Source organism: Streptomyces sp. GC420, assembly GCF_009916105.1.
Taxonomy (GTDB): Bacteria; Actinomycetota; Actinomycetes; order Streptomycetales; family Streptomycetaceae; genus Streptomyces.
In genome coordinates, this window is the sequence record NZ_JAAAXQ010000057.1 from 1 (window position 1) to 21,340 (window position 21,340).

Annotated in this window: 18 protein-coding genes and 1 pseudogene; 13 read left to right on the forward strand and 6 right to left on the reverse strand. The window is 72.7% G+C overall.

Translation table 11 applies throughout. The annotated features are described in order from the left end of the window. On the forward strand, positions 1–714 hold a 714-nt coding region (locus GUY61_RS10075), incomplete at its 5' end, for an SDR family NAD(P)-dependent oxidoreductase (protein ID WP_166629742.1). Between the two features lie 268 nt (positions 715–982). Here the strand turns inward: GUY61_RS10075 and GUY61_RS10080 are convergent. Next, positions 983–2,395 (reverse strand): hypothetical protein, encoded by a 1,413-nt coding sequence (locus GUY61_RS10080; RefSeq protein WP_166629743.1) that lies wholly within the window; start codon positions 2,393–2,395, stop codon positions 983–985. Between the two features lie 255 nt (positions 2,396–2,650). Here GUY61_RS10080 and GUY61_RS10085 point away from each other — a divergent pair, with 255 nt between their 5' ends. The 4 genes from GUY61_RS10085 to GUY61_RS10100 all read left to right on the forward strand — a co-directional run bounded on the left by GUY61_RS10085 (position 2,651) and on the right by GUY61_RS10100 (position 5,502). Next, complete coding sequence (locus GUY61_RS10085; RefSeq protein WP_313896602.1) at positions 2,651–3,520, forward strand: helix-turn-helix transcriptional regulator; 870 nt, start codon at positions 2,651–2,653, stop codon at positions 3,518–3,520. A gap of 3 nt (positions 3,521–3,523) precedes the next feature. Beyond that, positions 3,524–3,784, forward strand: a complete 261-nt coding sequence (locus GUY61_RS10090) for a DUF397 domain-containing protein (RefSeq protein WP_166629744.1) — start codon at positions 3,524–3,526, stop codon at positions 3,782–3,784. Positions 3,785–4,062: 278 nt separating this feature from the next. Next, positions 4,063–4,632: a hypothetical protein gene (locus GUY61_RS10095; RefSeq protein ID WP_166629745.1), complete on the forward strand. Its 570-nt coding sequence runs from the start codon at positions 4,063–4,065 to the stop codon at positions 4,630–4,632. A 60-nt stretch (positions 4,633–4,692) separates the two neighbouring features. Next, positions 4,693–5,502 carry an SAM-dependent methyltransferase gene (locus tag GUY61_RS10100; protein ID WP_166629746.1) on the forward strand — a complete coding sequence of 270 codons (810 nt, stop codon included), beginning with the start codon at positions 4,693–4,695 and terminating at the stop codon, positions 5,500–5,502. 167 nt (positions 5,503–5,669) lie between these two features. On the opposite strand, the gene GUY61_RS10105 is transcribed toward GUY61_RS10100, so the two are convergent. Then, positions 5,670–6,299, reverse strand: a complete 630-nt coding sequence (locus GUY61_RS10105; protein WP_166629747.1) for an RDD family protein — start codon at positions 6,297–6,299, stop codon at positions 5,670–5,672. A 341-nt stretch (positions 6,300–6,640) separates the two neighbouring features. Between GUY61_RS10105 and GUY61_RS10110 the strand changes: the two genes are divergently transcribed. Then, complete coding sequence (locus tag GUY61_RS10110) at positions 6,641–8,668, forward strand: ABC transporter ATP-binding protein (protein WP_166629748.1); 2,028 nt, start codon at positions 6,641–6,643, stop codon at positions 8,666–8,668. Positions 8,669–8,970: 302 nt separating this feature from the next. Continuing rightward, entirely contained in the window at positions 8,971–9,402 is a 432-nt protein-coding gene (locus GUY61_RS10115; protein ID WP_166629749.1) for a subtilase-type protease inhibitor, read from the forward strand. 125 nt (positions 9,403–9,527) lie between these two features. Here GUY61_RS10115 and GUY61_RS10120 read toward each other — a convergent pair whose 3' ends face one another. From GUY61_RS10120 to GUY61_RS10130, 3 genes are all read right to left on the reverse strand, one after another. Beyond that, complete coding sequence (locus GUY61_RS10120) at positions 9,528–9,956, reverse strand: nuclear transport factor 2 family protein (protein ID WP_166629750.1); 429 nt, start codon at positions 9,954–9,956, stop codon at positions 9,528–9,530. A gap of 62 nt (positions 9,957–10,018) precedes the next feature. Continuing rightward, on the reverse strand, positions 10,019–10,552 hold the full coding sequence (locus GUY61_RS10125; RefSeq protein ID WP_166629751.1) for a PadR family transcriptional regulator: 534 nt from the start codon (positions 10,550–10,552) through the stop codon (positions 10,019–10,021). A gap of 396 nt (positions 10,553–10,948) precedes the next feature. Next, a complete protein-coding gene (locus GUY61_RS10130) occupies positions 10,949–12,970 on the reverse strand; it encodes an NADPH-dependent 2,4-dienoyl-CoA reductase (RefSeq protein ID WP_166629752.1) in 2,022 nt (673 codons plus the stop codon). Between the two features lie 263 nt (positions 12,971–13,233). Here GUY61_RS10130 and hemC point away from each other — a divergent pair, with 263 nt between their 5' ends. From hemC to GUY61_RS39995, 6 genes and pseudogenes are all read left to right on the forward strand, one after another. Beyond that, positions 13,234–14,172 carry a hydroxymethylbilane synthase gene (gene hemC, locus GUY61_RS10135; RefSeq protein ID WP_166629753.1) on the forward strand — a complete coding sequence of 313 codons (939 nt, stop codon included), beginning with the start codon at positions 13,234–13,236 and terminating at the stop codon, positions 14,170–14,172. A 373-nt stretch (positions 14,173–14,545) separates the two neighbouring features. Next, positions 14,546–16,750 (forward strand): penicillin acylase family protein, encoded by a 2,205-nt coding sequence (locus GUY61_RS10140; RefSeq protein ID WP_166629754.1) that lies wholly within the window; start codon positions 14,546–14,548, stop codon positions 16,748–16,750. After that, positions 16,734–17,342, forward strand: coding sequence for a GNAT family N-acetyltransferase (locus GUY61_RS10145; RefSeq protein WP_166629755.1), 609 nt, complete (start codon positions 16,734–16,736; stop codon positions 17,340–17,342). The genes GUY61_RS10140 and GUY61_RS10145 overlap by 17 nt, the downstream gene beginning before the upstream one ends. Positions 17,343–17,617: 275 nt before the next feature. Then, a complete protein-coding gene (locus GUY61_RS41815; protein ID WP_398954928.1) occupies positions 17,618–19,084 on the forward strand; it encodes a serine/threonine-protein kinase in 1,467 nt (488 codons plus the stop codon). A gap of 507 nt (positions 19,085–19,591) precedes the next feature. Next, the gene (locus tag GUY61_RS10155; RefSeq protein ID WP_166629756.1) at positions 19,592–19,975 is read left to right on the forward strand and encodes a VOC family protein; all 384 of its coding nucleotides are present in this window, start codon (positions 19,592–19,594) and stop codon (positions 19,973–19,975) included. Between the two features lie 447 nt (positions 19,976–20,422). Beyond that, positions 20,423–20,617 (forward strand): annotated as a pseudogene (locus GUY61_RS39995) (IS630 family transposase); the annotation flags it as partial. Positions 20,618–20,638: 21 nt separating this feature from the next. Here the strand turns inward: GUY61_RS39995 and GUY61_RS10165 are convergent. After that, complete coding sequence (locus GUY61_RS10165; RefSeq protein ID WP_166629757.1) at positions 20,639–21,322, reverse strand: alpha/beta fold hydrolase; 684 nt, start codon at positions 21,320–21,322, stop codon at positions 20,639–20,641. Positions 21,323–21,340 lie beyond the last annotated feature (18 nt).

The window sequence follows — 21,340 nt, forward strand, 5'->3', positions numbered from 1 at the left end:
GTGCGGCTGCTCGCCGCGGGGGGCGCCACGGTGGCCACCTGTGCCCGCGGCGCCGGTGGTCTGGAGGCGCTGGCCGCTTCCCTGGACGCGCAGGAGCGCTCCCGGCTGTTCACCGAGGCTCTCGACATCACCGAGCCCGACCGGCTGGAGGCCTTTGTCCTCACTGCGGCGAAACGTTTTGGCGGACTCGACGGGGTGGTCGCCTGCGCCGGAGGCTCCCGGGGCGGCGCCTTCGAACAGGCGGACGCCGGCGACTGGGCCGCCACCTGGGAGATCAACGTCGGCCACACCGCGCGGCTGGTACGGGCCGCCGTCCCGCACCTCAGGGCGGCGGGCGGGGGCTCGGTCGTCGTCATCGCCTCGATCTCCGGCTGGAGACCGGGCCCGCAGGCGCAGTACGGGGCGGCGAAGTCCGCCCAGATCCACCTGGCGGGCTCGCTCGCCCGCGAACTCGGGCCGGACGGCATCCGGGTCAACGCCGTCTCGCCCGGCTCCATGATCATTCCCGGGCGGCGCTGGGACCGGATGCGCAGGGAGGACCCGGAGGCCTTCGCGCGCTTCGTCGCGGCCGAACTCCCGCTCGGCGCACCCGTCACCCCGCAGGAGGTCGCCCGCGTCGTGGCATTCCTGCTCTCCGACTGGTCCAGCGGCATCTCCGGCGCTCACCTCCCTGTCGACCGCGCCCAGAACGCATCCACTCCCGACGGTTACTGAGGGGCCGGCGCACTCACCCCGTCACGCACACCGGCCCCCCGGGCGCGCCGCCATCCCCGAACGGCGCGCCGTCCCCCCGACGTCGCGCCGTCCCCGTGCGCGCCGCCCCCGTACGCCCTGACCCCCGTCAGGGCGTTTCCTGCCACGGCATCCCCCGTCGCGACGGTGGGGGCCATCACCGGACCGGGCCCGGACACGAATGCCCGGGCCGCCGTCTCCGGCCCGGTGATGACGTCCCCCGCCACGACGCCGAAGATGCCGTGAGCCATTACGCCACCGCCCCGAGAACCGGGCGTGACCTGCGCTCGAACTCCTTCACCAGCGGTTCGTGGCGGCGCGGCTCCAGCCGCCGCCTGAAGTCCCGCAGCGCCTGGATCGAACGCTCGCTGTGCACCCCGCTCAGGGTCTCGAGCGCCTGGGTCGCGGTGCCGATCGCCTCGTCCAGCCGGTTCTGCTGCAAATGCGCCGTCGCCAGCACGGACCGGCTGATCGCCTGGCGCCTGCGCCGGTCGGCGTTGGCGCGCACGGACGCGCTCGCGGTCCGCTCCGCCTGGGCGGCGAGCCCGAGGTCCCGGAAGCAGACCGCCGCCTCGGCCTGGAGGTAGTGGTGGTCGAGGAAACGCACCCAGGCCGACTCCTGTCCGGCCCCGCGGCTGGCCTCCAGCTGCTCCTCGGCCGCGCGCAGCGCCTCCTGGGCCTCGGTGGCGCGGCCCAGTGCCGCGTGCCCGCGCGCCGCCATGGCGTAGAGCCGCATCAGCCCGAGCGGGCTGCCCGCGTTCTTCGCCGTGGCGACCCCCGCCCTGGCAAGCGCGACCCCCTCGTCGGGGCGGCCCAGACTGGTGGCCAGGTGTGACATGCCGGCCAGGATCTGCCCGCCCAGCACCCGGTCGCGGCCCTCGGCGCAGAGTCTGAGCCCCTGGGTCATGTAGCGCTGCGCGAGCCCGTACTCGCCCGCGTCGTAGGAGCTCCAGCCCGCCATGGCGGCCAGCCTGGCCGCGGCCGCGAACAACTGCCGCTGCTGGTGGGGCGCGGCACCGCGCCGCTGGAGCATCGGGACCACCTCGGTGGAGAGGTAGTGCACGATGCTGGTGCGCACCCCGCCCCCGCCGTAGTGGTTGTCCATCTGGTCGAACATGCCGATCATCGCGTGGACCTGTTCGACGGGCCCCTGGTCCGGCACCGGGGCCAGCTGCGGCGTGTCCTGGTTCTCCACCAGCCACAGCAGCCACTCGCGCTGAGGATGCGTCAGCGCTCCGGCGACGAAGGGGACCGCGCCGAGCAGGCTGCGGCGCGAGATGTCGGTCGATCCCAGTTCTGCCAGGGTGTGCAAGGTGTCTGCCACGTCCTCGCGGTACACGAGCGCCCGTCCCACGACCGGGCGCTGCTGGTCGGCGAGAAAGCCGAGCTCTGAGGCCGTGACCGCGCGGCCGAGCCGTTCCGAGAGCACGGCGGCTATCAACTCGGGCGTGGTGCCCCGAGGTTGCTGGCCCTGGAGCCAGCGGGCCACGGACGCCTTGTCGTAATTGGTGTCCGTGCCCTGGCGGCGGCCCAGTTCGTTGACCCGCAGGGCGAGCGAGGCGTAGGAGCAGCCGGACTCCTTGAGGGCTGCCGCCAGCGCCTTGTTCGCCTCGCCCGGGCCCCTGCCCGGGCCCCTTGACTGTCCGTTGGTCACTGTGGCCATCCAGGTCTCACATCACGGTCCGCGCGGCACCGCCCGCACGGCGTCGGACCGATTGGGGTCAACTCCGTTACGGACGGGCTCACTCGGGCGCCGTCGCCGCGGAATGTGCGACAGGTCACTCGATCACTATGGTGGCCGGAGAGCTCAACACGCAACCGGCGTTCTGATAATTTCAGAACGAGCCGCAACGCCCTGCCTGTGTCGTCCCCACGCGTGGCAGACTGCACGCCTGATGGCGGTACCGGGAGGTAGCACGTGAGCGACACCCGCTCTGGAGGCGGCAGCGCACCGACCGTTCTGCGCATCGTCCTGGGCAAACGGCTGAGGCAGCTGCGGGAACAGGCGGGAGTGTCGTTCGATGAGGCCGCGCGGGCCATTGAGGTGACGCCTCTGACGGTCCGCCGGATCGAGAAGGCCGAGGTCGGCCTGCGCATCCCCTATGTGAAGGAACTGCTGCGGACCTACGGAGTGCCGGCGGCGGAGATCGAGGACTTCCTCGCCATGGCGCGGAAGGCCAACCAGCCCGGGTGGTGGTACAAGTACCGCGACGTACTGCCCGAGTGGTTCAGCGCCTACGTCAGCCTGGAGAGCGAAGCCACCGTCATCCGCCTCTACGAACCGCACTACGTGCCCGGCCTCCTCCAGACCGACGAGTACGCCGCCGCGCTGATGCGGATCGGCTTCCCCAACGAGAACGAGGAGGACATCGCGCGCCGGGTCGCCCTGCGCACCAGGCGCCAGGAACTGCTCGCCAAGCCCGACTCACCCGCTGTCTGGGCCCTGCTGGACGAAACGGTGCTGCGCCGCCCGGTGGGCGGTGCGGAGGTGATGCGGACCCAGATCGACCGCCTGATCGAGGCCCTGGACATGCCCAAGGTCCGGATCCAGGTCCTGCGCTTCGCGTCGGGACCCCACCCCGGAGCCTTCGGGCCCTTCCACTACTTCCGCTTCGGCTTCTCCGAACTGCCCGACATCGTCTACACCGAGAGCCTCGTCGGCTCGGCCTATGTCGATCAGCCCGCCGACGTCGTGACCTACCTCGAAGTACTGGACCGGATGTCCGTACAGGCGGAACCGGTCGCACGGACCAGGTCGATCCTGGGCGAACTGCGTAAGGAGTTGTGAGACATGGCATCCACGGCATCCGAAGAGCCCGAGCCCGTGTACAGCGGCATGCCCGCGGAGGATCTCGGCACCGAGGGCTGGCACAAGCCCTGGAGCGGCACCAACGGCGGCAGTTGCGTCGAAGTCAAGCGACTGCACGACGGCAGTGTGGCCTTCCGCCAGTCCAGGGACCCCGGCGGTCCCGCCCTCGTCTACACCCGTGACGAGATGGTCTCGTTCCTCGAGGGCGCCAAGGCCGGCCAGGCGGACTTCCTCGTCGCCTGAGCGGCCACGGCCGCGGGGCAGGCTCCCGGCACGGCGCACGGCGCACCGCTCCGGTGACACGTCCCGCTCCCGTACGACTGCGCACCCGCGCGGCCCGGCCGTCAGGCACCACTACGGCCGCACAACCGGACAACCCGCACGCGTACTCCCCCCCGTGCGGGTTGTCCGCGCAGACTGAGGAGCCGAGCCACCGCCGTACGTCCGTCCGCCCGCCCGGGGACGGGTGACGAAGGGAGCAGCATGCGCGCCGGTACGCCCCCTCCCGCACGGGGAACCCGGTGAATCTTCCCCGTGCCGTGACCCTGTGCCGGACCCTGGTCATCGAGGGGCCCGACGGCATCGGCAGGGCACCCCTGGTCACGGAACTCTCCCGGCACGGATTCGTGATCAGGCGCTCGCCGGGGAAGCTTCATCATGTGGATCCGACCCAGCCCTATCGCGAACTGCTCGCCGGCCCGGGCCGGATCGCCGTCGACGGCAGCCTCATCCGTGAACTCGTCTACGGGCCGCTGCTGCGCGGCCGGTCCCGGGTCACCTGGATCCAGGCCCTCGATTTCGCCGAGACCGTCGCCGAACGCGACGGCGCCATCATCCATCTCACCGCCGCGCCGCGCTCCGGCGGCGAGGCCGCCGCGGCAGGGGGCACGGCAGGGGACACCGCCGGGAAAGAGTGCCGGGCCGCGGCCGGGGAAACCCCCGAGGCGGCCGCCGCCTCCGCCTACGAGCGGGCCTTCAGGACACTCGCCCAGCACGTCCCCGTCGTCACTGTCGACGTGACCGGGCACAGCCACCGCATCCGTGCCCCCGTTGGCTCCACTTCCACTCAACTGAGCATGATCACAAGGTAGTTGACGGTAGGTTGGTGACGGTCAGTGACCCACCACGTCATGCACGGCAGGAGAGTTCCCATGGCAGAAGGCCGACCCACCCCCGACCGGGAAGCGCTGTCGAAGATCGACACGACGGTGCCGCACTCGGCGCGCATCTGGAACTACTGGATGGGCGGCAAGGACAACTACGACGTCGACCGCGAGGCCGGTGACGCGTACCGCCAGGTCGCCCCGAACATCGAGACCATGGCCCGCGAGTCCCGCATGTACCTCATCCGCGCGGTGTCCCTCGTCGCGGGCGAGCTGGGCATCCGCCAGTTCCTCGACATCGGCACCGGCCTGCCCACGTACGACAACACCCACCAGGTCGCCCAGCGCGTGGCCCCCGAGTCACGGATCGTCTACGTCGACAACGACCCGCTCGTCCTGCGGCACGCCCAGGCGCTGCTGACCAGCACCCCCGAGGGCGTGACGGACTACATCGACGCCGACCTGCGCGACCCGGAGCGCATCATCGACGCCGCGGGCAAGATCCTGGACTTCGACAAGCCGGTCGCCCTGATGCTCATGGGCATCCTCGGCCACATCCAGGACTACGAGGAGGCCAAGTCCATCGTCCGCCGCCTCCAGGCCGCCCTGCCCTCCGGCAGCTACTTCGTGCACTACGACAGCACCGACACCGACGCCGAGCTCAAGCAGGCCCAGCAGGGTTACGACGACACCGGCGCAGTCCCCTACGTGCTGCGCAGCCCCCGCCAGCTCGAGGCCTACTACGAGGGGCTGGAGCTGCTGGAGCCGGGCATCGTCTCCTGCCCGCTGTGGCGGCCCGAGCCGGGCACCACGCCGGAGCCGACGGACATCTACGGCGGCGTGGCCCGCAAGCCCTGACCCTCCGCGGGCCGGTCGGCCCGCATCGCCGGGCGGACCACGGTCACTGACACCGACACGACGGCCGCCGAGCCCCGCCGCCCGCCACGCGGTTCGCGCTCGCCCCGCGGTCCCCGGGTGCGCGGCGGGCCGCGGCGGCGGCCCCGCCGGGCAGTGCCCCGCCGCCGTCAGCCGAGCGCCCGGACCACGACCGCGCCGACCATCTTGTCGGCGAAGGTCTGCTTCTTCACGTCCCAGGCCGCCCACAGCCAGCCCAGACCGAACACGAACCCGTTCACGGCCTGCGCGAGCCGCCGCAGCAGCGCCGTACCGATCCCGAGCGGCTGCCCGTCCCGCTCACCGAGCACCCGTATCCCCAGCGCCCTCTTGCCGAGCGTCTGCCCGGTCCTGCCCTCGCCGCGCAGCTGGTACACGATCACCGCCACGAAGGCGACCAGCCCGAGCACGGCCACGACGTTCGCCGTGACCTGCGCCGCCGTGCCCTCGTCGCTGCTCCCGATCAGCGCCGCGAGTCCGATCGGCCCGTACAGGGACCCGAAGACCACCAGTACGTCCAGCGCCCAGGCCCCGGCCCGCCGCCACCAGCCGGCATAGGGCGGGACCCACGGCGCGTACGGCTGCCCGTAACCGTAGGGCGGCTGGTACGGCTGGTACGGCGCCGGGGGACCGGGGTGCGCCTGGCCGTACGCCTGCTGGGGCTGCGCCGGATACTGCGGATGCTGGTGCCGGGGCGGGTACGGCCGCTGCTGGAACGGGTCGTGCCCCTGACCACCGGGGTACTGCGGAGGTGTCGACATGGTGCCTTCCGTGAGTCAACTGGGAGTTGTCCCGGGGCCCAGGGTGTCCGCAGCGACTGCCGCACTGCCCGCCCGCCCCGAGAACGGCTCGCGCACACCGTCACCCTACGGACCGGTGCGTGACCGCTCCCGCGGAGGTGCGGGGAGGTGCGCGGGGGAGTGCGGAGGAAGGCACACCGTGGCCCAGTGCTGCCCGCGCCGGGGTGCCCGGTGCGATGACCGGTCTCAGGAGGGGAACGCTTCGGGGGTGTCCTGGGCACGCGGACGGGCGAGGGGGAGTTCGGGTGGCGTTCGACGGGGTGAGGCGGCTTCTGCGGCGGCCGAAGCCGGCCGATCCGGCGGTGTCGGACAGCGAACGCGAGCTGTTCGGCGGGCCGTTGCGGTACGACATGGGGTGGAGCACCCACGAGTACGCGATCATCGAGCTGACGATCGGCGGCGCGATCCGGGCGCTCCCTCAGCTCGTGGCGGGCACGGTGCGACTGGCCTGGCGCACCGACCGCAGGGCGCTGGTCACCGTCGGGGTGAGCGAGATCGGACAGGGCGTCACGGCGGCGCTCGGACTGCTGGCGGTCAACGCCGTGCTGGGCGCGCTGCTCGCCGGCGGGGACCCGGCGGACCGGCTGCGGGAGGCGCTGCCCGCGCTGATCGCGGGGGCCGTCGTCGCGGTCGCCGCGGCACTGCTGGCCTCGCTGTCCACGGCGGCGGCCGGACGTCTGGAGCCCAAGGTGGAGCGGGCCGCGACCGAGCAGTACCTGGAGGCCGCCGCCCGGGTGGAGCTGGAGGCGGTGGAGGACGGCGAGTTCAGGCGCCTGATCGACGTCGCCCAGTTCGGGGCGCGTTCGGCCCGCACCATGATCGGTGCCTGTGTCGCCGCGATCAACGGTGTGCTGTCGCTGGTCGCGGTGGGCGGTGTGCTCGCCGTGCTGCACCCGGTGCTGCTCCCGATGCTCCTGCTGATCGCGGCCCCGCGCGGCTGGGGTGCCATGCGCGTCGCGCAGCGCCGCTACGTGTCGGTGATGAACTGGGTGGAACACGTCAGGGCCGGGCGGCTGATCGGTGAGCTGCTGACTTCACGCACCGCGGCCCAGGAGGTCCGCGTCCATGGCACGGGCGCCTTCCTGCTGCGCCACTTCCGGCGGATGGCGGAGTCCGCCGAGACCGAACAGACCAGGCTGGCCCGGGACAAGGCCGCCACCGAACTGCTGGCCGCCGCGCTGTCCGGCCTCGCCGCCCTGGGCACGTACGGCGCGCTGGCCTGGCTCATCCTGACCGGGCACATGGAGATGTCGGTCGCCGGCACGGCGGTCGTCGCCGTGCGCACCGGTTCGGCGGCTCTCGGCGCGCTGGTGATGAACATCAACCAGTTGCACGAGGAGTCCCTGTATGTACGGGACCTGGAGCGGTTCCTCGAAGAGGCGCGGCGGCGCGCCATCCCGGAGGGCGGGCTCGGCATTCCGGACCGACCGCGGGCCGTCGTCCTGGAGGACGTCACCTTCCGCTACCCCGACCGGCCCGCCCCGGCCGTCGACGGAGTCTCCCTGGCCGTCCCCATGGGCTCGGTCGTCGCCCTGGTCGGCGAGAACGGCTCGGGCAAGAGCACACTCGTCAAACTCCTCGCGGGACTCAACCTGCCCGACTCCGGGCGCATCCGCTGGGACGACATCGACCTCGCCGAGGCCGACCGCGACCGGGTCTTCGAGCAGGTCAGCCTGCTCACCCAGGATTTCGAACGCTGGCCCTTCACTGCCCGGACCAACATCCGCATCGGACAGCCGGGCCGCGAGCCCGGCGCCGGTGACCTGGAGACGGCCGCCCGCTACGCGGGAGCGGACCGGGTGATCGCCGAACTGCCCCGGGGCATGGACACCCTGCTCGCCCGAGTGTTCCGCGGCGCCTCGGAACTGTCCGGCGGTCAGTGGCAGAAGATCGGTCTGGCCCGGGCCCGCTACCGCGAGGCCAGGGTGGTCATCGTCGACGAGCCGACCTCCGCCCTCGACCCTGCCGCCGAGATTGCCGCGTTCGACAAGATCCGCGGCCTGGCGGGGCCCGACCGCGCCGTCGTCCTGGTCACACACCGGATGGCCGCCGTCCGGCACGCCGACATCATCTACGTACTGCACGAGGGCCGTCTCGTCGAACAGGGCGGTCACGACGAACTGCTCGCCCGGGGCGGGCGTTACGCCACGATGTACGGGCTCCAGGCCAGGCAGTACAGCCGGTCGGGGCAGCCGGACCCGCCCGGCGGAAAGGCCGACGAAGAGCCCGGCGGAAAGCCCGGCGGAAAGCCGAGGGGGCGGCCGGAGGGGCGGCGTACGGCCGGGAACGGAGCGCTGGGGCAGGTACCGCGCCCCTCCGGGTCCCCCTGAGGCATCCCTCCGGATCCCGCTGAGCCCTCCGCAGGCCCCGCCCAGCCCCCGGTGGCGTCCGCCCGCCACAAACGGAATGTTTCACGCCTATTGCCGGGTGGCGGGATCCGGCCGCCGGTATTGCCCGTTCCGGCAACGCCGGACCGAGCTGTCATGGCTCCCGGCCCTGGCTCGCCGTCACTTCAAGCCAGTGATTCAATGCTCAAATTTACTGAAATGCGGGTGGTTGATGTGCATTCCGCAGGTGTTCTCGGCAGACTCCCGAACGCCAACCCGGCACACCAAGCGGAAGGATGCACACAATGCGGACACCCGCGCGATGGGCGGCGACCGGAACCCTGCTGACAGCAGCGGTCCTCGGTCCGCTGCACGGCACCGCAGCCGCCGAATCGCAGTCCCTGTACGCCCCCTCGGCCCTGGTCCTCACCGTGGCCCATGGAGAGGACGCGGCCGGCACCTCCCCGGAGCGGGCGGTCACACTCACCTGCGAGCCGCGCACCACGGGCACGCACCCCTCCCCGCGTGACGCCTGTGACCAACTGGCGGCGGCCGACGGAGACTTCGGCAAACTGGCCCTGACCGGGCAAGGGAAGCCGGGGATCTGCACCTTCCAGTACGACCCCGTGGTCGTCACCGCCCAGGGCGTCTGGCGCGGCGAGCGAGTCGACTACGAACGCACCTTCGGCAACGACTGCGTCAAGAACGTCGAGGGCGCGGCCGTCTTCGCCTTCTGAGCCGGGTGCCACACCGGCGCGCCGGTACGCCGGAACCAGCCTCCGGCGAACCCACGGCACCACCCGTGAACGGGGCGGCACCACGCGCGCCGTGCGGACTCCATCCGTACGGCGCGCGCCGCGTGTCAGGCGCCCGGGGCCGGCACGAGCCCGTCCTCGGCCAGGCCCGCCAGGACCGCCTGGCCGAGCGCGACGACGGCGGACTGCGGGCGCACCATGACCGTGAGCTCCATGATCAGACCGGCCTCGTCGAAATGGAAGAGATCGATACCGTGGATCTCCCTGCCGTCCACGGTCGCCCGGAACTCCAGCACGGCCGAGGGGGTCTCCTCGCCGGTGGAGCTCGTGCCGGAGGTGCCGGTGAACTCGCCGACGTAGTGGAAGTCGCCGAAGGTGCGCAGCAGTACCCCGAGCAGGCCCATGATCATGGGCCTGCCCTCGAAGGGGCGGAACTTCACCGGGCTGTAGAGCCGGGCGTCGGGCGTGAAGAGCTCCTCCATGGCGGCGAGGTCCCGCTTCTCCACCGCCGCACGGAACCGTTCCAGAATGGACATGGCCTCTCCTCTTCCTCTCACGATGCGCCGTCGCCGTCGACGGCGTCGTCCTCAAGCGGCGCTCAGGCCTTCCGCAGGCCCGCGAGCGCCTTGGTGAGCCAGCCGATCCAGAACGTCTCCAGATCGATGCCCCCCTGGAGCACGAGGTGCCGCAGCAGATCGGGCTCGTTCCCGGGGCTGTCCGGGAAGTCGCGGCGTTCGATCTCCTCGTACTCCGCCAGCTGACGCCGGTGCAGCTCCAGATGGCGTTCCAGTTCGGCCTCCAGGCCGGTCGTGCCCACCACGGCCGCCGCGCGCATGCGCAGCAGCAGCGGGTCCCGCACCTGCTTGGGGTCCTCGCCGCAGGCCACCCAGTCGCTCAGTTCCGCGCGGCCCGCGGGAAGCACCTCGTACTCCTTGCGCCGGCCCTGGGCGGGCCGCTCGGACGGGAGGGCCCGGATCATACCGCTCTCCTCGAGGCGCCCCAGCTCGCGGTAGATCTGCTGGTGCGTCGCCGACCAGAAGTAGCCGATGGACTTGTCGAAACGGCGGGCCAGTTCGAGGCCCGACGAGGGCTTCTCCAGCAGGGCGGTGAGGATCGCGTGGGGCAGGGACATGCAGGCATCCTAGGTACGGCCTCTCAGGCAGCTCACTGTGCGATGCCCGTGCGGCGCGGACACCGGCGCGCGTGCCGGGTCCTGCGGGAATGTGCCGCCGACGGCGTCCCGGCCGGGCCCGTGGCGCCGGCTCCCGCGCCGCTCGGGCGTGGGCCGCGCCCAGCGCCCGGCCTCGGGTCCGCACCGTCCGGTGGACCTCCCCGGCGCCGCGGACCGCCGTCCGCGGCCCGTGCCCCGCGAAGGGCGCCGCGGCGTGCCGCGAGCGGTGGGGCCGGGGTCGTCCTCCCGCCCTGCCGTGTGTCGCGGGGAGGGACGCCGGCCGGAGGGCCCCCGGGCGGCTGCCCCGGGCCCGGCCTCCGCGCCCCCGTGCGGCAGGCACGGGGGCGCGGAGGGCGGTCACAGCCTGGCCGCGAGTTCCGTGCCCTGGAGGATCGCCCGCTTGGCATCGAGTTCGGCGGCTTCGTCCGCGCCGCCGATCAGGTGCACCGGGCGGCCGGCGGCCCGCAGTTCCTCGTACAGCGCGCGGTTCGGCTCCTGCCCGGCGCACAGCACCACCGTGTCGACGGGCAGGACGGCCGGGTTGCCTTCGACCGTGACGTGCAGGCCCTCGTCGTCGATACGGTCGTACGCCGCCCCGGACACCAGTGTCACGCCCCGGTGCTTGAGCTCGGCGCGGTGGATCCAGCCGGTGGTCGTGCCCAGTCCCGCGCCGACCTTGCCCGGCTTGCGCTGGAGGAGGTGCACGGTCCGCGGCGGCCGCGGCCGCTCGGGCAGGCGCAGCCCGCCCGCCGTGCGGTAGTCGGTGTCGACGCCCCAGTGGCGGAAGTACACGTCCGGGTCCAGGCTCGTCTTCTCACCGCTGTCGGTCAGGTACTCGGCGATGTCGAAGCCGATGCCGCCCGCGCCGATGATCGCGACCCGCTCGCCGACCGGCGCGTGGTCGCGCAGCACGTCCAGGTAGCTGACGACGCTGCTGTGGTCGATGCCCGGGATGTCCGGCGTGCGCGGGGTGACGCCGGTGGCGACCACGATCTCGTCGTACGCGTCGAGCTCCGGGTCGCCGGCCTCCACCCGGGTGTTCAGCCGGACGTCCACGCCGTGCTGTTCGAGCTGCACGCGGAAGTACCGCAGCGTCTCGTCGAACTCCTCCTTGCCGGGGACCTGCCGGGCGAGGTTGAGCTGGCCGCCTGTCTCGGCCGCCGCGTCGAAGAGGGTCACGGAGTGCCCGCGCTCTGCCGCGGCGACGGACAGCGCCAGCCCGGCCGGCCCCGCGCCGATCACGGCCACGCGCTTGCGGTGCCGGGTGGGGGAGAGCACGAGTTCGGTCTCGTGGCAGGCGCGCGGATTGACCAGGCAGGAGGTGATCTTCCCGCTGAAGGTGTGGTCCAGGCAGGCCTGGTTGCAGCCGATGCAGGTGTTGATGGTCTCCGGGCGCCCCGCCCGGGCCTTGGCGACGAACTCGGGGTCGGCGAGGAACGGGCGGGCCATCGACACCATGTCGGCGCGGCCCTCGGCGAGCAACTGCTCCGCCACCTCGGGGGTGTTGATGCGGTTGCTCGTCACCAGCGGCACGGAGACCGCGCCCATCACCTTCTTCGTGACCCAGCTGTACGCGCCGCGCGGCACGGAGGTCGCGATGGTGGGGATGCGGGCCTCGTGCCAGCCGATGCCGGTGTTGATGATGGTCGCGCCCGCCGCCTCGACCTCCCTGGCGAGGGTGATCACCTCGTCCAGCGAGGAGCCCCCGGGGACGAGGTCCAGCATGGACAGCCGGTAGATCAGGATGAACTCGGGCCCGACTCGCTCGCGGACCCGGCGGACTATCTCGACGGGGAACCGGATCCGGTTCTCGTACGAGCCGCCCCAGCGGTCGGTGCGCCGGTTGGTCGCGGAAACGATGAACTCATTGATCAGGTAACCCTCGGAGCCCATGATCTCGACTCCGTCGTAGCCGGCCGCCTGCGCCAGGCCGGCCGCGCGGACGAAGGACTCGATGGTCTCCTCGACCTCGTCCTCGGTGAGCGCACGCGGGACCGCCGGGTTGATGGGGGCCTGGAGCGCGCTGGGTGCGACCAGGTCCTGGTGGTAGGCGTACCGCCCGAAGTGCAGGATCTGCATGGCGATCCGGCCGCCCTCGCGGTGCACGGCCTCGGTGACCACGGCGTGCTGCTCGGCCTCGGCGTCCGTGGTGAGCTTGGCACCGCCCTCGTACGGCCGGCCCCGCTCGTCCGGTGAGATGCCGCCGGTGACGATGAGCCCGGCGCCGCCGCGTGCCCGTGCCGAATAGAAGGCGGCCATGCGCTCGAAGCCACGCTCGGCCTCTTCCAGTCCGACGTGCATCGAGCCCATGAGCACACGGTTGGGGAGCGTGGTGAAGCCCAGGTCGAGCGGGCTCAGCAGGTGGGGGTACGCGGTCATCCGTCGTCTCCTCGCGCGGGTGTCGTGCGTCCTTTGTAGAGGACGTCCGCCTTCTTCTGCAACTAGTTGCATAAGAGTTCTCCGTCACTCACCGGTGCCGGCCGTGGCGCCCCTCCCCGCGGCCCTTTCCGCGGCTCCCGGCCCCTCCCGCGGTCGCGCCGGCGTCCCGGGGGCAACGCCCCTGCCCTCAACGCGAGATGGCCCGGACCGGCGTTCTACCAGGAGGTTCGGGGAAGCGGCCGGGCGGGGTCTATCGTTGGTCCATGTCCGCTCCCGAGCTGATCCGCATCGTGTCCCGGTCCTCCCCCATGGCGCTGGCGCAGGTGGAGCGCGTACGCGCCGAACTCGCCGCCCTCTACCCCGGCGTCCGTACCGAGGTCGTGCCCGTCACCACCTCGGGCGACCGCTGGATGGGTGATCTCGCCCGGCTCGGCGGCAAGGGCGCCTTCACCAAGGAGGTCGACGCCGCACTGCTCGCGGGCGAGGCCGACCTGGCGGTGCACTGCGTCAAGGACATCCCCGCCGACCGCCCGCTGCCGGCCGGGACCACCTTCGCCGCCTTCCTCGAGCGCGACGACATCCGCGACGCGCTGATCCATCCGGGCGGGCTCACCCTGGACGAACTGCCCGCCGGCACCCGGATCGGCACCTCCTCCGTGCGCCGCGTCGCCCAACTGGCGGCCTCCCACCCGCACCTGACGTGCGTACCGATGCGCGGCAACGCCAACCGGCGCCTGGAGAAGCTGTACGCGGGCGAGGCCGACGCGCTGCTCCTCGCGGTCTCGGGGCTGGAGCGCATCGGCCGTGAGGACGTCATCACCGAGGCCCTCCCGGTCGAGACGATGTGCCCGCCCATCGGTGCCGGAATCCTCGCCCTCCAGTGCCGTGAGGACGACACCGCCACCATCGACGCGGTCAGCGGCCTCGGCGACCGTGACGCCTACCGCGAGGCCACGGCGGAGCGCATGCTCCTGCACGTCCTCCAGGGGCACTGCAACTCACCGATCGCCGGCTACGCGCGCTCCGGCCGCAACGACAGCGACCTGTCGCTGCGCGCCTGCGTCTTCACCCCGGACGGGAAGACGGTCCTCAACGCCCACGAGTGGGCGGGCCCGCTCGACCCGGCCACGCTCGGCACCTCGGTGGCCGTCGCCCTGCTGCGCCAGGGCGCGCGCGAACTGATCGACGGCATCGCGCACTGAGCGGTCCGGTCCGGTCCGGTCCGATCCGGTCCGGTCCGGTCCGGTCCGGTCCGGTCCGGTCCGGTCCCTTCCCTTCCTTCCCCTCTCCTCCAGGCTCGCGGGCGCCCGTGGGCCTGGACCCTTTTTGCGGGCGCCGTGCCGCCCGCGCGGGTCTCATCCCTCTGCGCGTGGCACGCCTCGCCGCGCTGTCGAGCCGTCGCGCCTCGGCTCCGCTGCTGCCCACTGCGATGTTCGAGTATTCGGCCGGGCGAACAGGCGGCCGGGCAAGGCCGCCATTCGGGCATTCGCGGTCACACCGAGGGGTCCGGGATTGCTTCCGGCGTACCGGCCATTTAGGTTAGGCGAGCCTAACCTAAACTTTGTGGAGGGACGCGTGAGCATCCAGGTCTACCGGGACAGCTGGGGGATCCCGCATCTGCGGGCCGGCAGCGCCCTCGAGCTCGCGTACGCGCAGGGGCACAACGCCGCCACGGACAGGGCCTGGCAGCTGGAGGTCGAGCGGCACCGTTCGCAGGGCACCACCGCCGCGTTCCTGGGCGCGGAGGCCGTCGGCTGGGACCGGTTCGCACGGCAGGCCAGGCTCGACGACACCGCACGGCGCTGCTTCGCCGCCCTGGACGAGGAGACCGCCGCCTGGGTCGAGGCCTACACCGACGGGGTCGGCGCCGGTCTCGCCGAAGCAGCCCGCCGGGCACCGGAGTTCGCCGCCACCGGCCTGGAACCGGGCCGCTGGCGACCGTGGACACCGCTGGGCATCTGGCTCTCCACGCACATTCTGTTCGCCGGGTTCCCCGCCAAGCTCTGGCGCGACATGGTCGCCCGCACCCTGGGCCCCGACGCGGTCGCGCTGTTCCACACCGACGGACCCGTCACCTCGGGCAGCAACGGCTGGCTCGTCACCGGCGAGCGCACCGCCACCGGCGCGCCCGTCATCGCGGGCGACCCGCACCGCTTCATCGAGGACCCGGGCGTCTACCAGCAGATCCATCTGTCCTGCCCGGAGTACGACGTCGTGGGACTCGCCGTCCCCGGCGTTCCCGGAATCGGCCACTTCGGCCACACGGGCACCGTGGCCTGGGGCATCACCAACGCCATGGCGGACTATCAGGATCTGTACGCCGAGCGGCTGCGGCGGACCGACGAGGGGGTCGAGGCACTCGGCCCGGACGGATGGCGGCCCGCCGCCTCGCACACCGAGACCATCGAGGTCAGGGACGGGAAGCCGGTCGAGGTCGAGATCGTGGAGACCGAACGCGGCCCCGTGGTCGCCGGCGGCCCGGACGCCGACGGCGGCCTCCCCGGCCCCGGCGGACCGGCGGCCATCAGCCTGCGCCAGCCGCCGCGCGTCCGCGCGGACCTCGGCTTCCGGGCGCTGCCCCGGCTGCTCCGGGCCCGTACGGTCGCCGACGTCGACGCCGCCTTCGGCCTGTGGGCCGAGCCCGTCAACGTCGTGCAGGCCGCCGACACGCAGGGCGGACTGCTGCACCGGGTCGCGGGCACGGTGCCCCTGCGCCACCGGGACAACATGCTGGGCGTCGTACCGGCCTGGGAGCCAGGACACGAGTGGCAGGGCCGGCACGAGCCGCTGCCCCGGGCCCACGTCGCCGGCGGCATCGCGGTGATGGCCAACGAGCGCGGTCTCGCCGCCCCGCTCGGCGTCGAGTTCGCGCCCCCGCACCGGGCGGAACGCATCCGACAGCTGCTGGACATGCCGGTGGCCTGGTCGGCCGGGGACATGCCCACTGTCCACACCGACACCCGCATCCCCCCGGCCGGTCCGCTGCTCGGCCTGCTGGCCGCGCTCGACGGGCTCGGCGAGGACGCCCTGCGCCTGCGCGGCCGGCTGCTGGACTGGAACCGGCGCATGGACGCGGGCAGCGTCGACGCCTCCGCCTACGCCGCCGTCCGGTCGGCGGTGGTACGCCGCCTCGCTGCCCACCCCGTCCTCGTGCCGCTGGCCGAACCCCCGGCGCTCCCCGAGGTGTTCCTGCCCTTCGTCGCCCTGCTGCCGCGGGTCGCCTTCGCCCTGGAGCACCTGCTGACGGCGCCGCTGCTGCCCGCCGCCGACAGGGCCGAGGCGGTCAGGGCCGCCGTGGAGGAGGTCGCGGCCGACCCGCCCGCGGCGCCGTGGGGCGAGCGGCACCGGCTGGCCCCCTGGCAGGCCCTGCCGGACACGGATGCGGACACGGATGCGGACACGGATGCGGACACGGATGCGGACACGGATGCGGACATGGGCCCGGGCGCACGGGGGAACGCGGGCACGGGGGCGGACGCGGCCCGCCTCCGGGCCGATGAGTGGCCGGGACTGCCGGGGGACCACGACTGCGTGCTGTCCACCAGCAGCGTCCCCGGCCTCACCGACCGCAGCGCACGCGGCCCCGCCGCCCGTTACGCCTGGGACCTGGCACGCCGGGACGACAGCCTCTGGGTGGTCCCGTTCGGTGCCTCCGGAGTCCCCGGCGACCCCCACCGCCGCGACCAGCTCCCACTGTGGCTGCGCGGCGAACTCATCCCCGTCGTCACCGACTTCACCCGACTGACCCTCACCGAGGAGTTCCATGTCCAGCAGTCCTGAGACCGGCGCCCGCCGACCCGTCCACGAGCGGGCCGTCGAAGGCCTCGGCACCGTCACCGTCGTCCCCGTCGACCCCGGCGGGGACGCGGCCCTGATCCACCGCTGGGTCGACGACGAGCGGGCACGCTTCTGGGGCATGACCGGGACGACGGTCGAGGACGTCCGCGCGATCTACGCGCACATGGACGGCCTCACCACGCACCACGCATTCCTCGTGCACCGGGACGGCGAACCGGTCGCGCTCTTCCAGACGTACGAGCCCACCGAGGACCGGGTCAGCCTCTGCTACGAGGCCGAGCCCGGCGACATCGGCATCCATCTGCTGGTTGCCGCCGCCGACGGCCCGGCACGGCCCGGATTCACCGGCCGCCTCCTGTCGGCACTGGTCGACTGCGCACTGGCCGACCCGGACCGGCGGCGGATCGTCGTCGAACCGGACGCCCGCAACGAGAAGGCCATCGCCCGCTTCGCCCGTTCCGGCTTCGTCCTCGGGCCGGAGATCCTCCTGCCCGAGATCGACCTGCCCGACGTCCACCTGCCCGAGAAGCGCGCCCGCCTGGCCTTTCTGCGACGGGAGGACCGGGCGGCCTGACACCGGGCCGCGGGGCCGCGGGGGCACGGGCGGAGCGGCGGACGACCGGGCGGCGGACGGCTGAGCGGCGACCGGCAGGGCAACGAGCAGGCAGAGCAGCGAATCAGCCGCGGGGATGCCGATCCGGCCGGATTCGTCCGCCGGGCGCGGGACCGGAGGACACGGACGGTAGGCTTGGGCTGCTGCGGCTTCTCCCACCACCTGCTCACGCGGTGAAGTACGGCCCGCAAACGCTGAGTTGGCCCTTGAACATCGAGGATGGTACGCAGGTGCTGGTGGCTGATCGGTACCGACTGGACTCGCCCCTCGGGCGCGGCGGGATGGGCGAGGTCTGGCGGGCCACGGACGAGGTGCTGGGCAGACCCGTCGCCGTCAAACTGCTCATCGGTGACGGCGACGACAGCTCCGCGGCGGCCCGCTTCCGAATGGAGGCGCAGACCGCTGCCCGCCTCAACCACCCGAACGTCGTCGGGGTGTTCGACTTCGGGTTGTGGGACAACCGCTTCTACCTCGTCATGGAGCTGGTCGAGGGACGCAGCCTGGCCCAGGAACTCACGGCCGGCGGCAGCCTCCCGGCCGCACGGGTCGCCGCGCTCGCCGCGCACGCCGCGTCCGGACTGGCCGCGGCCCACCGGCAGGGCATCGTCCACCGGGACGTCAAACCCGGCAACCTGCTGCTCGACGCCGAAGGCACCCTGAAGGTGGGGGACTTCGGCATCGCGCGCTTCGTCGACGACCCCAACGCGGCGCTCACGACGGCGGGCCAGATCGTGGGCACCGGCCTGTACCTCGCTCCGGAGCGCGCCCTGGGCCGACAGGCCGGCCCGCCGTCCGACGTGTACTCACTCGGCTGCGTCCTGTACCAACTGCTCGCGGGCCGACCGCCCTTCGAGGCCGACACCGCCACGGCCCTGCTCTACCAGCACGTCGACACGCCACCCGTCCCGCCCAGGCAGCGCGGGGCCGATCTGCCACCCGCCTTCGACGCCTACCTGCTGAGCATGCTGGCCAAGCAGCCGGAGGAACGTCCCGCCGCCCAAGTGGTCGCGGACTGGTTCGCGTCGGGCGCCTGGCAGGGCCGCCCCGAGCCGCTGCCCGCCCCGGCCCCGGACGGGAGCACGCAGGGCGGCGGCCGCTCGCACGCCGCGCGGAGCGCCGCAACCGGCCGCGCGCGGCACGGCCGCGCCGGCCGGACCTCGTCCTCCGGCACTTCGCCGTCCGCCGCCTCGCCGGCCGGGGCGCCCCCCGCCTCTCCCGGCTCGGGCGAGCAGGCGGCGCTGACGACGGCTCCGCCCGCCGGAGCACACGCCGCCGCCCCCGCACCGGCGGCCCCTGCCGGAGGCATGGCGGGACCGGGCGTTGCCGCCCAGGGCGGACCGGGACGGAGACAGGCCTACGGAGCCGGTGGTCACGCCGCGGCCGCGACCCCGCCCCCTCCCGGATCGCGGCGTGCCGCCAGGGCCGCCGCCCAGGGCCGGACGGGCTCCCTCCCGGCGGCCCGTGTGGCACCCGCCGCCACGGGGCAGACACCGGGCCCCGCCCCGCTCGCAGACCACGGCAGCGCTCAACCGGCGTACGCCTCGCAGCCGGGCGGCCGCGCCGCCGCCCGCCGGGCCGCGCCCGCGCCCTCACGGGGCATGGACGCCCGGGCCTTCATCCGCCGCCGCCCGCGCGTCGCGAGCGCGGTCGCCGGAGCCGTCGCCTTCCTGGTGGCGCTGCTCATCGGCCTCACCATGTTCTGACGGCCACCCGGACGGCGTGGACGTACGCCCGCGCCGGCAGCCCGGCCGGCGGGTGCCTGCCGCACCTGCCGTGGCGAGCCCGGTCCGCGGAACCGGGGTTGAGCGCTGAGGATCTGTCGCCCCTGGTGGGCGGCTGACGGGGCGCCGGTCGCGGAACCGGTCCGACGTCTTCCCTCAGACAACGCCCTATTACCTACGGGACAGCCGATCGCGACCTGCGGGAACGGCTCGGAGGCCGTGCGCGAAGCGGCCCCGTTGTCTGCGGCAAGGGGGCCGTGGTGCCGACGCTCGTACGACTGCCCGCCGGGAAGGCATTGGCTGTACGGAGCGCGGCGGACGCAACGACGAGGCCCGCATCACTCCGCTGATGCCCCTTGGTCTTGCTGAGGGCCGGGCTGCGTCCTGCTGATGCGTGTATCGAAAGTGCTGCCAGGGCCTGAGCCGTGTGCGCGAAGAATGAGCGCAACTCGGTGGCGTTCGGCGTGGAGATCAGGAAGGCTCGCGCGCATGGTCTCGGTTTTGCAGAACGTGGCGATCGACTGTGCGGATGCCTACGAGCTGGCTCGGTTCTGGAGCAGTGTGACCGGTCGGCCGCTGCACGCGGAGGACGGACCGGGTGACCGGGAGACTCAGGTGCTGCTGGCGGAGGGCCCGGCGCTGCACTTCAACCAGGTGCCCGAGGCTAAGACGATCAAGAACCGGATCCATCTGTGTTTGCGCCCTGAGACCTCGCGCGACCTGGAGGTGGACCGGCTGCTGGGCCTCGGTGCCACCTTTGTCGCCGATCACCGGAATCCCGATGGTTCAGGCTGGGCAATCCTTGCTGATCCCGAAGGCAACGAATTCTGCGTTCTGCGCAGTGAGTCCGACCGAGCCGCCATGGATTCCTGACGCTCACACGCCGTCCTGGCCGGTTTCGTATGACAGCTGGTCGCAGTCACTCGTTGATGGCTGCGACGAGGACGGTCGCTTCGTAGCGGACGGCGAGCTTGTCGTGCCCGGTGTCCACCGCCCGGTGCCTCTTGAGGCGATTGATGCCGCATCCAACTGCGTGGCGCTCGCGGTAGTCGGTCTTGTCGAACGGCGGCGGGCGGCCACCGCGAGCGCCGACCTTCAGGCGGTTCGCGAGCCGGTCGACCTTGTTCGGGATGGTGCAGCGGACTCCGCGTCTGCGCAGATAGGCGCAATTCTTCCGAGAGGAGTACGCCTTGTCCGCGTGGACTTTGCGCGGCCGGGTACGGGGCCTGCCCGCCCCGGGCGAGGCCCCCGGATGCGGCTGAGCACCGCTTCGAACTGCGGGGAGTCACCCCGCTGTCCGGGGTCACGAGGGGCTGGGGCCTGCGGCAGTTCACCGTTGCCAACTCCAACCACCGCAACCACACCGCTCAGAGCCGTGCCCTGAACGCCGACCTACGCTGGCGGCACGCCAACGCCCGCCATCCCGATGTTCTCGCGGCCCAGCGCAAGGAACGCGCCCGCATCCGCGAGGAGAAGGGCCTCCGCTGGGGCGGCAGACCACTACCAACCGCGGCCCGACCACCCAACCCGGCACCGCTAGGAGTTGGCGGCCTCCGCCAGGACGCGGGCGAGTTCGCGGGGGCGGGTGGCCATCGGCCAGTGACCCGAGTCGAGGTCCACGTACTCAAGGTGAGTAGCGCGGGCGAGCTCAGGACTCTCACCGGCGGCGATCCACTCCTTGGCCTGGGCGGGAGTGAACTCGGGGCAGACAACCACAACGGGGATATCGAAGCGGCGCTCGTTGGTCAGGCGTACGACGCCCCTGGCGACTGCCTCGGGGACAGGGACGGCGGCGGACGCGACGCGGTCCCGGGTCTCCTGGTCCAGATCGGCGGCGTCCGCGCCCTCGAAGGGGCCCCAGCCCGGGAAGGACATGGCGCCGCCCTCGATCGCGAAGTGATCGGCGTAGGCCCGCCCATCGGCGGCGGGGAAGCCGCCGATCAGGGCGACCTTGGCCACCTTCTCCGGTCGCGCGTCGGCGGCCAGCCAGGCCAGGCTCGATGCGGCGGAATGCCCTACCACCAAGGGCTTTCCGGGTGCCGCGTCAACCGCGGCAAGCACTGTTTCCAGCTGGTCGTCAAGTGTCGCGGAGGCGGTGCCGTCGCCCTGGCCCGGGAGGGTGAGCGGCACGGGACGGTGGCCGAGCGCAGTGAGTTCGGGTACAACGCCGTCCCAGGCGGATCCGTCGAGCCACAGGCCGGCGATGAGCAGAATGTCCACGGTAGTTCTCCCGAAGAG